Source organism: Flavobacterium sp. FG68 (genome assembly GCF_057808895.1).
In genome coordinates this window covers 62,033-74,977 of sequence record NZ_JBMDIY010000019.1, presented here as the reverse complement: position 1 = coordinate 74,977, position 12,945 = coordinate 62,033, and the positions used below count along the sequence as shown (strand labels likewise).

Below are 12,945 nucleotides of genomic sequence, written 5' to 3'. Positions count from 1 at the left end.
TAATATTTAGTTTTGCTTTCAACAGGAAATTTTAATGATTTTTTAATGTTCGGCTTATTTTAAGTTTGAAACAGAAGAATAAAAATAAAAAATAGAATAGTATGTCTGGATTATTGGCCGTTATTGGTAAAGGAAAAGACCCGCAGCTTGTAAAAGCACTTTCTGAAAGAATGTCGCATCGCGGTCCTGATGAAAGCGATTTGCACATTATGGAAAATGGCAGTATACTTTGTCATGAAAGTCTTTCTATTATCGATTTAAAATCGGGGAAACAGCCTATTCAGGGAACAGATAAAGCCTGGATGGTTCATGACGGGGAAATTTATAATTATCAGGAATTAAAAAATACCGTTTTAAAAGATCATACTTTTAGAACAAATTCTGACTCAGAAGTAATTGTGCATTTGTACGAAGAATTTGGATATGATTTTTGTAATAAACTAGACGGAGATTTTGCTTTCGTAATAATCGACGGAGATAAATATATTGCAGGAAGAGACCCAATTGGTGTAAAACCGTTGTATTATGGTTTAGATGAAAGAGGAAGAATTTATTTTTCTTCTGAAATGAAATCAATTGCAGATCAATGTAAATCATTTTCGACTTTTCCTCCGGGACATTATTATACAGCAAAAAGCGGTTTTGTAAAATATTATCATCCAGAATACGAAGATCATAAAAATGCGACTCAGTCACTTGATTTAGCTTTAATTCGTGAATCATTAATCGAAGCAACCCGCAAACGATTAATGAGCGAAGTTCCGGTTGGAGTTGTATTATCTGGAGGTTTAGATACTTCTTTGATTTCATCAATAGCATCCAGATTATTAAAAGACAGCGGTAAAAAATTGCCCTCTTTTTCTATCGGATTAGATGCTGATGCTCCTGATAATGTTTCGGCAAGAAAAGCAGCTGAATTTTTAGGAACAGATCATCATGAAATACATTTTACAGTTGAAGAAGGTGTTGCGATTTTAGAAAAAGTGATTTCGCATATTGAAACGTACGATATTATTTCGGTTCGTTCCGGAGTTCCAATGTATTTGTTATCAAAAGCAATAATTGATAAAGGAGTAAAAGTGATTCTTTCGGGCGAAGGTGCCGATGAAATTTTCGGCGGCCATTTGTATTTTAGAAATGCGCCTTCTGCAGAAGAATTTCAGGATGAAACTATAGAAAGAGTTCAGAAGTTATTTACGGCTGATTTACTGCGTGTTGATAAAACTACAATGGCAAACGGAATCGAAGCCAGAATTCCATTTTTAGATACAGATTTTTTAGATGTTACCATTCGAATTAAAACCGAAGAAAAACAGCCTAAAACGTATGAAGGAATTGAAAAATACATTTTAAGAAAAGCTTTTGATACTCCAAATGATCCATATTTACCAAAAGAAGTTTTATGGAGACAAAAAGAACAATTTTCTGATGGAGTTGGATATAACTGGGTTGATGAATTAATCGAATATTGTGCTACGCAGGTTACAGACGAGCAATTGGCGGGTGCAAGTGCAGAGTTTCCGTATAATACACCAACAACAAAAGAAGCCTATTATTACAGATCTATTTTTCACAAATACTATCCACAGGTTAGTGCAGCGCAAACCGTTCGTAAATGGATTCCGAAATGGCAGGAAAACCTTGATCCAAGCGGAAGAGCAAATGCAGCCCACTTACAGGGAAATTTTGAAAGTGTAAAATCTGGAGTTGCTGTTTAATATAGAAAATTTCAATAAAAAAAATCCAAATTCCAAATTCTGAATTTCAATTTGGAACTAAAATATAAAAAGCCGAAATGCATTCATGATGTAGTTTCGGCTTTTTTTTGTGGTTTCCCGTAAATTGCTAAAAGTAAGTTAATAAGAATAAAACGTATTTCAGAAAAATACTATATTTGGTTACCACGAACAATTAAATAACCCTTAAACACAATTTATGAAGAACTTATTACTAAGTGGAATTTTATGCTGCTCATTAGTTTCATTGGACTCAGTTTACGCACAAAAAACGGAGGCACCCAAGTATATCACAAATGTCGAAGGTGTCAAAGAATATTCTTTAAATAATGGATTAAAAGTTCTTTTAATTCCAGATGCTTCTCAAAGTAATATGGTAGTCAATATTGTTTACAATGTTGGTTCCAGAAATGAAGGTTATGGAGAAAAAGGAATGGCGCATTTATTAGAGCACATGCTTTTTAAAAGTACTAAGAATTTAGGGGATATTAAAAAGATGCTCTCAGACAAAGGCGGAAATGCCAATGGAACCACTTGGTTGGACAGAACCAACTATTATGAAATATTTCCGTCAAGCGATGAAAACCTGAAATGGAGTATCGAAATGGAGGCTGACAGAATGATTAACTCTACCATTTTACAAACTGATTTGGATAAAGAATTTTCTGTAGTTAGAAATGAGTTTGAAATTGGAGAAAATAATCCTGACGGTGTTTTGCAGGAGAGAATTCTTTCTTCGGCTTACGTGTGGCATAATTACGGAAACAGCACCATTGGTAGTAAAGAAGATATTGAAAGGGTAAAAGCAAATACACTTCGCGTTTTTTATGAAAAATACTATCAGCCAGATAATTCAACCTTGATAATTGCAGGTAAATTTGATGAACAAAAAGCATTGCAATATGTTGGACAGTATTTTGGAGCAATTCCAAGACCAAAAAGAGTTTTAGATAAAACCTATACTATAGAGCCAGCTCAGGATGGCGAAAAATATGTAGAGCTTAAAAGAGCCGGTGACAGCAAAAATGTTGGCGCTTTGTATCATACGGTATCTTATGCTGATAAAGATTATGCAGCAATTGATGCTTTAGGAGAAATCTTAACTGCAGATCCATCAGGTTATTTATATAAAGCATTAGTCGAAACACAAAAAGCATCCAATGTTTATTTTTGGCAGCCATCGGTAAGAGACGCAAGTTTTATCTATTTTGGAGTTGCAGTTCCTAATGATAAAGATGTATATGCAACAAAAGATATTGTAAGAAGCGAGCTCGATAAAATAACTACTACAAAATACACAGATCAGGATGTAAGCAGAGCAAAAGCGAAAATTATCAAGCAAATAGAATCAGTAAAAAACAATACTATTTCGTATGCTATTAACCTAACCGAAATTATTGGCGCAGGCGATTACAGACTTGGTTATTTATACAGAGATGCTGTTGAGAAATTAACAAAAGAAGATATTCAAAGAGTTGCTGAGAAATATTTTAGAGCTAATAATAGAACAGTTGGAGTATTTATTCCATCTAAAGATGAGGTAAGGGTTAAGCCAAATGAATATACTGATGAACAATTGTTAGCACTTACTAAAGATTATAAAGGAAAAGCTTTAGAGAAAGAAGCGGCACCGTTTGAAGCATCCATTAAAAATCTAAAACAAAATTTTGTTGAAGGAAAATTGACAAATGGTATCAAATACGGATTAATCAAAAAAGAGATTAAAGGCGGAAAAGTTCAGGCAAGTTTCAAGTTTCCGGTTAGTAATGAAAAAGATTTAACGGGTAAAAGTGATATTGCCGGAATTTTGGCTCAATTACTAAAAACAGGAACTAAAACGCAGACAAAAGAGCAAATTCAGGATAAATTAGATCAATTGAAATCATCAATTAATTTTAATTTTTCTAGACAAACATTATCGGTTAGCGTTAATACTTATAAAGAGCACTTTAAAGAGGTAATGGGAATTTTAGCAGATTTACTATCTAATTCGACTTTCCCTGAAAATGAATTAACTAAAACAATCAGCGAATATAATACGTATTTAGAGTCTAGTTTAAATGATCCGCAGGCTGTTGCTTTTACAGAAATTTCGAGAATAACTACTAAATATCCAAAAGGAAGTATTTTTTATACCCCAACTATTCAGGAACAAATTGATGCGTTTAAAAAGATTAAACAAGCTGAAATTGTTGATTTCTATACCAATTTTTTAGGCGGAAATAATGGAATAGGAAGTGTAGTAGGAGATTTAGATGCAAAAACTACAGGAGAGATTTTAGAAAATACATTTGGAAAATGGAATTCTAAATCAAAATACGAACTTGCTCAGCCGGCTTATTTTGAAACACAAAAATTAGATAAAGATATTATTACGCCAGATAAAGAAAATGCTGTGGCGCTAGGCAGAATCAGTTTTAAAATGGATAGAAAAAATCCAGATTATCCGGCATTTGTTATGGCAAATGAAATTTTAGGAAGCGGTGGTTTTTTAAGCGCCAGAATCCCAATGAGATTAAGAGAAAAAGAAGGTATTAGTTACGGTGCGGGCTCTTTTATTGATGTGCCAATTACCAATGATGCGGCAGCCTGGACTTATTATGCTTTCTTAAACCCTACGAAAAAGAATGCTGTTGAAACAGCTACAAAAGAGGAAATTGCAAAAGCTTTAAAAGACGGATTTACAGCCGAAGAATTAAAATCAAATTTAGTGAGCTGGCAAAATGAAAGAAAAACAAGATTAGGGGTAGACAATACCTTAATGGAGTTAGTAAATACTTATTTGCAATACGGAATAGCTCTTGATGATTATGATCAGCTTGAAACTAAAGTAAAAGCTTTAAAAGTGGATGAAGTAAATAAAGTATTGAAAAAATACCTGACTTTAGATAAAATGACTTCTGTTTACGCTGGAGATTTTAATAAAAAACAATAAAAAAGGAAATTCCAAAATTGAGAAAATCCAAATTCCAACTTAAAGGAATTTGAATTCATAAAACCGAAATACATTTTATAATGTTATTTCGGTTTTTTTTATGCAGCTGGTAAAGTTTGGAATTTGGAATTTATCAAAATTGGAATTTAAACTTGCCTTTTAGATTTATTTTTTGGTTTTTAAGACAATTGTGTTAATAACTTAAGTGCTTTAAGTCGGAATTTTATGGGTATATACCTTGCGTTTTTATATATTTGCGTGTTAGACAGTAAATACATTTTTTAGAATAAATTATATGAGCGAAGAGATCAAGAAGAACAATTATTCAGCAGATAGTATTCAGGCATTAGAAGGAATGGAGCACGTAAGAATGCGTCCATCCATGTATATTGGAGATGTGGGAGTTCGAGGACTGCATCATTTGGTTTATGAAGTTGTTGATAACTCTATTGATGAGGCGATGGGCGGACATTGTGATACTATTGGTGTTGCAATTAATGAAGATGGTTCTATTACAGTTGAGGATAACGGACGTGGTATTCCAGTTGATTTACATAAAAAAGAAGGAGTTTCTGCACTTGAGGTTGTAATGACTAAAATTGGTGCCGGAGGTAAATTTGATAAAGATTCTTATAAAGTTTCCGGAGGACTTCACGGTGTTGGGGTTTCTGTAGTAAACGCACTTTCGGTTCACATGAAATCGACTGTTTTTAGAGATGGAAAAATCTATGAGCAGGAATATGAAAGAGGAAAATCATTATATCCGGTAAAACAAATCGGGGAAACAGATAAAAGAGGTACACGTCAGACTTTTTATCCTGATAATACAATCTTTACACAAACTACAGAGTTCTCTTATGATACCTTATCAGCACGTATGCGTGAGCTTTCTTTCTTAAACAAAGGAATCACAATTACGTTTACAGATAAAAGAGAAGTTGATGAAAAAGGCGAATTCAAAAGCGAAGTTTTTCATTCAGACGAAGGTCTTAAAGAATACATTCGTTATTTAGATGGAAACCGTGAGCCAATTATCTCTCACGTAATCAGCATGGATCACGAAAAAGGTGAAATTCCGGTTGAGGTTGCCTTAATTTATAATACAAGTTATACAGAGAATATTTTCTCTTACGTAAATAATATTAATACACACGAAGGAGGAACGCATTTACAAGGTTTTAGAAGTGGTTTAACAAGAACCCTTAAAAAATACGCAGATGCATCTGGAATGTTAGATAAATTGAAATTCGAAATTGCGGGAGATGATTTCCGTGAAGGATTAACAGCCATTATTTCGGTAAAAGTTGCTGAGCCTCAATTCGAAGGACAAACAAAAACTAAACTTGGAAACAGAGAAGTAGTTTCTCCGGTATCTCAGGCAGTTGGAGAAATGTTAGAGAATTATTTGGAGGAAAATCCAAATGATGCCCGAATCATTATTCAAAAAGTAATTTTAGCAGCTCAGGCACGTCACGCAGCGAAAAAAGCACGTGAAATGGTACAGCGTAAAACCGTTATGGGTGGCGGTGGATTGCCAGGAAAACTTTCAGATTGTTCTGAACAGGATCCTGCAAGATGTGAGGTTTACCTTGTCGAGGGAGATTCGGCTGGTGGAACAGCAAAACAAGGGCGTGACCGTAACTTTCAGGCGATTTTACCATTACGTGGTAAGATTTTGAATGTCGAGAAAGCGATGCATCATAAAGTGTTTGAAAACGAAGAGATTAGAAACATATTTACAGCTTTAGGAGTTACTGTAGGAACTGCAGAAGACAGCAAAGCCTTAAATCTTGAAAAACTAAGATATCATAAAGTAATCATCATGTGTGATGCCGATGTCGATGGTAGTCACATTTCTACCTTAATATTAACGTTCTTCTTCCGTTTCATGAAAGAACTAATTGAAGAAGGTCACGTTTATATCGCAGCACCACCTTTATACTTAGTTAAAAAAGGAAACAAAAAAGAATACGCATGGAATGATGTTCAGCGTGATCAGGCAAATGACAGAATGGGAGGAAGTGCAGCTATCCAGCGTTATAAAGGTCTTGGAGAGATGAACGCGGAGCAATTATGGGAAACTACAATGGATCCAAACTTCAGAACATTACGCCAGGTTACTATTGATAGTCTTGCAGAGGCAGATAGAGTATTTTCTATGTTAATGGGAGATGAAGTTCCGCCACGTAGAGAATTTATCGAGAAAAATGCAGTTTACGCAAATATCGATGCCTAATAAAAATTAACTTTCAATTCGTTTAATTGTTTAAATTTACTTAAACGATTAAACGAATTGTCATTTATAAAACAAACAAATAAATTAATAACCGATAAAGTATAAAATATGAAAGTTACCATTGTAGGAGCAGGAAATGTTGGAGCTACTTGTGCAGATGTTATTTCTTATAGAGGAATTGCCAGTGAAGTAGTGTTGTTGGATATTAAAGAAGGTTTTGCCGAAGGGAAAGCGTTGGATATCACACAATGCGCCACAAATACTGGGTTCAATACTAAAGTATCTGGTGTAACCAACGATTATTCTAAAACTGCCGGAAGTGATATAGTGGTTATTACATCAGGAATTCCGAGAAAACCAGGAATGACAAGGGAAGAATTAATTGGTATAAATGCCGGAATTGTAAAAACAGTTGCCGAAAATGTACTAAAATATTCTCCTGACACTATAATAGTTGTAGTTTCAAACCCAATGGATACTATGACTTATTTAGCTTTGAAAGCTACAGGATTACCAAAAAATAGAATTATAGGTATGGGAGGAGCTTTAGATAGTTCTCGTTTTAGAACGTATCTTTCTCTTGCTTTAGATAAGCCTGCTAATGATATTTCGGCGATGGTAATTGGAGGTCACGGTGATACCACTATGATTCCGTTAACACGTTTAGCATCTTATAACGGAATTCCGGTTTCGCAATTCCTTTCAGAAGAAGTACTTCAAAAAGTTGCTGCAGATACAATGGTAGGCGGTGCAACCCTTACAGGACTTTTAGGAACATCTGCATGGTATGCTCCGGGAGCTTCTGTTGCTTATTTAGTAGATAGTATCCTAAACGATCAAAAGAAAATGATTGCATGCTCTGTTTTCGTAGAAGGAGAGTATGGACAAAATGATATTTGTATAGGAGTGCCGTGTATAATTGGTAAAAACGGTATCGAAGAAATTGTAGATATTCATTTAAACGACCAGGAAAATGCTTTATTTGCCAAAAGTGCAGATGCAGTTCGTGGCATGAATGATGCTCTAAAATCGATTTTAGTATAATAAAAACAGGAAAAAAAGAAAAAGGCTGCACTTTTGCAGTCTTTTTTTTGAGATTAATTAATAAATAAATTGGTTAATGTTTTCGTTAATTATATATTTGCTCGATTTAAAAAAAATGTAGTAATTCGTGATCTCGATTTTTTAGTTTTAAAAACTCATGTCAGGGCTTATTTTTAGGGGATTTAAAACCAAAAACAAACATAAAACATAATTAATTTTTAGTAATAATGCAGAATAAAGGACTTATTAAATTTTTCGCAATTCTATTTGCATTGGTAAGTATTTACCAACTATCTTTCACTTTTGTGGCAAATAATGTCAAAAGTGAGGCTAAAGCTTTTGCAGGAGATAATCCTGATAAAGAGCTAAAATATTTAGATTCTATTGGTAAAGAAAAAGTGTTTAATCTTGGTTTTACTGACTTCACTTATAATGAAGTAAAAAACAAACAATTAAATAAAGGTCTTGACTTAGAAGGAGGAATCAACGTAATTCTTCAAATCTCTGTTAAAGACGTTTTAAAAGGATTAGCAAACAATTCTAAAAACCCGGTTTTTAATAAATCATTAGCTGATGCAACTGCAAATTTAGAAGGAAATAAGACCTATTTAAATAAATTTTTCGAAGCTTTTGAAGCAAACTCAAATGGAACTACAAAATTAGCTTCGCCAGACATCTTTGCAAACAGAAGTTTACAAGGTGAAGGTGGAATTGATTTCCAAATGACAGATGCACAAGCTCAAAAAGTAATCAAAAGAAAAGTTGATGAGTCTATCGAAAGTGCTTACAAAGTATTAAGAGAGCGTATCGACAAATTTGGTGTAACACAACCAAACATCCAAAAATTAGGAGAAACTGGAAGAATCTTAGTAGAACTTCCAGGTGCCAAAGATGTTGACAGGATTAAAAAATTATTAGGTGGAAAAGCTCAATTAGAGTTTTGGGAAACTTATAAAATTGAAGAAGTTGGTAACTTCTTAGTTGCTGCTAACGAAGCTTTAAAGAAAACTGAAGTTAAAAAAGTAGAAACTAAAACAGTTGCTAAAGATTCATTGAATGCTTTATTAACTGATGCTAAAGATTCAGTTGATACTAAAAAAGGAAACAATCCTTTATTTGACAAAATGATTACTCAAGGCGGCGGTCCGGTTTTAGGATACTTCGCTACAAAAGATACTGCAACAATCAATGCTTATTTCAAAAGACCAGAAATCAGAATTTTATTGGCTGCTGACCAACATTATGCAAAATTTGTATGGAGTAAACCAACAACTGTAAAAGATCCTAAAGCAAAAGATTTAGCAAGCGCTAAAGATATTGAAGCAGTTGAATTATATGCTTTAAAAGGTAACAGAGATAACGTACCAGCTATGAGTGGTGGTGTTGTAACTGATGCAAAAGATACTTTTGACCAAATGGGTAAACCAGCTGTTTCTATGCAAATGAACAGCCAGGGAGCTAAAGTTTGGGAAGAATTAACAGGAAGAGCTTTCTCTCAAAAAGGTTATATCGCTATTGTATTAGATAACATCGTATATTCTGCACCAGGTGTTACAAGTGGTCCTATTGCTGGAGGAAGATCTGAAATTACAGGTTCTTTTGATGTTGCTGAAACTAAAGATTTAGCTAACGTATTAAATGCAGGTAAATTACCAGCTTCTGCAGACATTATTCAATCTACTGTTGTTGGACCATCTTTAGGTCAGGCTGCAATTGATGCAGGAACAATTTCATCTGTATTAGGATTCTTATTAGTTTGTGTTTGGATGGTATTCTATTATGGTAAAGCTGGATGGTATGCAAACCTTGCTTTATTATTGAACTTACTTTTCTTATTCGGAATTATGGCAAGTTTTGGTTTTGTATTAACATTACCAGGTATTGCGGGTATCGTATTAACACTAGGTACTGCGGTAGATGCCAACATTATTATATATGAAAGAGCAAAAGAGGAATTACGTGAAGGTAAATCATTATCTGAAGCTGTAGCTGCATCTTACGGATGGCACGGTGCAATGCGTTCTATTATTGATGCAAACGTTACTCACGTTTTAACTGGAGCGATCTTATTTATCTTTGGAACAGGACCAATCAAAGGTTTTGCTTTAACATTACTTATTGGTATCGTAACTTCATTGTTTACTTCTATCTTTATTGCTAGAATTTTCATTGACAGAAACATTGCTGGAAAAGGGGATTTAACTTTCTCTACAAATATTACTAAAAACTGGTTTACTAATTTCCACTTTGACTTTATTAAAATCAAAAAATTCACTTATATCTTCTCTTCAATTGTAGTTGTTGTAAGTTTAATTTCTATCTTCTTCGTTAACGGATTAGATGAAGGTGTTGATTTTGTTGGAGGTAGAACTTTCCAGGTTAAATTTGAAAAACCGATTGATGCAACTGTAGTATCAGATGAATTATCTGCTGAATTCGGAACTCCGGTTGAAGCTAAAATTTTAGGTGATGATGATCAATTGAAAATCACAACTAAATATAAAATTAAAGAAGACGGTGTTGCTATCGATGAAGAAGTAAACCAAAAATTATACAAAGGATTACAAAAGTATTTCCCAAATACAACTTACGATAAATTCATCAACTCTTTTGACGGTAAAAAAGTTGGAGTATTACAAGCTTCTAAAGTTGGAGCTTCTATCTCTGAAGATATCAAAACAAACTCATACTGGGCAGTTCTTGGAGCAATGGCAGTTATTTTCTTATACTTAATGATCTCTTTCCGTAAATGGCAGTATTCATTAGGTGCAATTGCAGCTGTTGCGCACGACGTAATCTTCGTATTAGGAATTTACTCTTTATGTTATAAATTCATGCCATTCCACATGGAAATGGATCAGCACTTTATTGCAGCGATTCTTACCGTAATTGGTTACTCTATGAACGATACTGTAATTGTATTTGATAGAATTAGAGAATTTATCATCGGAAATCGTAAAGGTACTTTCGAAGATATCGTAAACGCTTCTATTAACACTACATTATCTAGAACATTGAATACTTCATTAATGATGATTATCGTATTATTAACGATGTTTATCTTCGGTGGAGAATCAATCAGAGGATTTATCTTTGCCATGTTAATTGGTATTATTGTGGGTACTTATTCATCATTATTTATCGCTACACCAGTATTGGTTGACTCGATTTCTTCTGCTGATAAACACACAATCGAAGACAAGCATAATAAAGCATAATAAAGCATAATAAAGCATAATAAAGCATAATAAAGCATAATTAATTGCTTAAATTATATAAAAAAGATCCGGTGAAAGCTGGATCTTTTTTTTTGTATTATATTTAATGAACTTTAAAATGATTTATGGGTAGAAAATTACTTTTATGTTTATTGCTTTTTTTTAGCGTATCAAGAATTACTGCGCAAAAAGATAACGATAACTCGCGATTCTCTATTGGTTTTAATTATGGTTTTGGAAGTGAATTTAATAATAAAGATTACACTTTTGAAAATCACTTTTATAAAGCGCAGTTATATTATAAATTGAAAGAGAGAAAACATTTTCAATATGAAATACTGGTTCAGCCCGAAATTAATTTTGCCAAACATCAATTGTTGAATTTCTATTTTGTGAAGCCTGAAACTTCGGATTATCAAGAGAAAAGAGATAGATATACGCAGTTAAAAGATGTTCGTGAGTATGTACTGAATTTTGGTTTTTTAATTCGGAAACCAATCAATAAAAATTGCTCCTTTTATGTTTTGGGAAGTGTGGGTCCAATGATTACGGATACAGAAACCGAAAGGATGTCTAAAGGTTTTGCTTTTGCAGATGTTTTAGCGCTTGATTTTTCTTTTAGGGTACAGAAGATCCAATTTGATATTCGTCCTGAATTACGGCACGTTTCTAATGCAGGATTGAGTAGTACAAATGCGGGTTACAATACTAAAAATATAGAATTTGGAATTTCATATCCACTATAAAAAAAAGTCCAGTATTTCTAAATACTGGACTTTTTATATTTTAAGGCTCTTATTTAATTATTAAGAAGTCGCTAAAGGATTTCTTTGCGCTCTAATAATAAAGAAAAGACCAATTATAATAAAAGGAATACTTAACCATTGCCCGGTTGAGAATAAACCTAATTCTTCTTCAATACCTCCCTGGCTTTCTTTTACAAATTCAACGATAAATCGAACTACAAATAAAAGAACTAAAAATAATCCGAATAAGTATCCTGATTTAAGTCTTGCGTTAGTTTTCCAATACAAGAAATATAAAATGGCAAATACAAAAATGTAGCAAAAAGCTTCATATAATTGCGTTGGATGTTTTGCAGGAACCTGTGCTAATAAATCAGCAAATTTAGGATCTGTTGCTATTGCATTATAAGCTTCTTTTGGATTTGCGATTTGAGTCGCATTTACTGCTTCTGCCTTGCTGAATTTATCATGTAAAAAACGGATTCCAAAAGCCGATGTAGTTTCATGTCCAATAATCTCAGAATTGAAAAAATTCCCTAAGCGAACAAAAATGGCACCGCTTGCAACTGGAATTACAACTCGATCTAAAATCCATAATAACGGACGTTTTAAAATCATTTTGCTGTAATAATACATTGCAAAAATGATTGCAATAGCTGCGCCATGACTAGCTAAACCTTGAAAACCTGTAAATTCAAATTTTGGTTCGAATTTGAATGGTAAAAAGATTTCCAGTAAATGGTTTCTGAAATATTCCCAGTCATAAAAGAAAACATGTCCTAAACGAGCTCCTATTAACGTTGCTAAAACAGTCCAGACAAATAGTGAGTCTAATTTGTCTAAAGATTCATGTTCGCGTTCGAAAATCTTTTTCATTAGGAACCATCCTAAACCAAAAGCGATTACGAACATTAAACTGTAATAACGAATCATAAAAAATCCTAAATCTATTCCTTCTGAAGGATTCCAAACGATGTTTAAAGGCTGTGTCATATAGTGTAATGTTTTTTTATATGTTGTAAAAATAAAT

Annotated in this window: 7 protein-coding genes; 6 read left to right on the top strand and 1 reads right to left on the bottom strand. The window is 33.3% G+C overall.

The features are described from left to right. Positions 1-101: 101 nt before the first annotated feature. From asnB to ACODSB_RS13585, 6 genes are all read left to right on the top strand, one after another. On the top strand, positions 102-1,718 hold the full coding sequence (gene asnB, locus ACODSB_RS13610; protein ID WP_488937447.1) for an asparagine synthase B: 1,617 nt from the start codon (positions 102-104) through the stop codon (positions 1,716-1,718). A gap of 217 nt (positions 1,719-1,935) precedes the next feature. After that, the gene (locus ACODSB_RS13605) at positions 1,936-4,671 is read left to right on the top strand and encodes a M16 family metallopeptidase (RefSeq protein ID WP_488937446.1); all 2,736 of its coding nucleotides are present in this window, start codon (positions 1,936-1,938) and stop codon (positions 4,669-4,671) included. 295 nt (positions 4,672-4,966) lie between these two features. Further along, positions 4,967-6,907 carry a DNA topoisomerase (ATP-hydrolyzing) subunit B gene (gene gyrB, locus ACODSB_RS13600; protein ID WP_053470984.1) on the top strand — a complete coding sequence of 647 codons (1,941 nt, stop codon included), beginning with the start codon at positions 4,967-4,969 and terminating at the stop codon, positions 6,905-6,907. Between the two features lie 108 nt (positions 6,908-7,015). Then, on the top strand, positions 7,016-7,951 hold the full coding sequence (mdh, locus tag ACODSB_RS13595) for a malate dehydrogenase (RefSeq protein WP_488937445.1): 936 nt from the start codon (positions 7,016-7,018) through the stop codon (positions 7,949-7,951). Between the two features lie 227 nt (positions 7,952-8,178). Continuing rightward, entirely contained in the window at positions 8,179-11,169 is a 2,991-nt protein-coding gene (gene secDF, locus ACODSB_RS13590) for a protein translocase subunit SecDF (protein ID WP_488937444.1), read from the top strand. Positions 11,170-11,294: 125 nt separating this feature from the next. Further along, a complete protein-coding gene (locus ACODSB_RS13585; RefSeq protein WP_488937443.1) occupies positions 11,295-11,915 on the top strand; it encodes an acyloxyacyl hydrolase in 621 nt (206 codons plus the stop codon). Between the two features lie 60 nt (positions 11,916-11,975). Here the strand turns inward: ACODSB_RS13585 and lgt are convergent, their stop codons facing one another. Then, a complete protein-coding gene (gene lgt, locus ACODSB_RS13580; RefSeq protein ID WP_232681300.1) occupies positions 11,976-12,908 on the bottom strand; it encodes a prolipoprotein diacylglyceryl transferase in 933 nt (310 codons plus the stop codon). Positions 12,909-12,945 lie beyond the last annotated feature (37 nt).

Excerpts from the sequence above, each read along its gene's own strand:
- gyrB (WP_053470984.1), top strand. The coding sequence starts at position 4,967 with ATGAGCGAAGAGATCAAGAAGAACAATTATTCAGCAGATAGTATTCAG.
- secDF (WP_488937444.1), top strand. The coding sequence starts at position 8,179 with ATGCAGAATAAAGGACTTATTAAATTTTTCGCAATTCTATTTGCATTG.
- lgt (WP_232681300.1), bottom strand. The coding sequence starts at position 12,908 with ATGACACAGCCTTTAAACATCGTTTGGAATCCTTCAGAAGGAATAGAT.
- ACODSB_RS13585 (WP_488937443.1), top strand. The coding sequence starts at position 11,295 with ATGGGTAGAAAATTACTTTTATGTTTATTGCTTTTTTTTAGCGTATCA.
- ACODSB_RS13605 (WP_488937446.1), top strand. The coding sequence starts at position 1,936 with ATGAAGAACTTATTACTAAGTGGAATTTTATGCTGCTCATTAGTTTCA.
- mdh (WP_488937445.1), top strand. The coding sequence starts at position 7,016 with ATGAAAGTTACCATTGTAGGAGCAGGAAATGTTGGAGCTACTTGTGCA.
- asnB (WP_488937447.1), top strand. The coding sequence starts at position 102 with ATGTCTGGATTATTGGCCGTTATTGGTAAAGGAAAAGACCCGCAGCTT.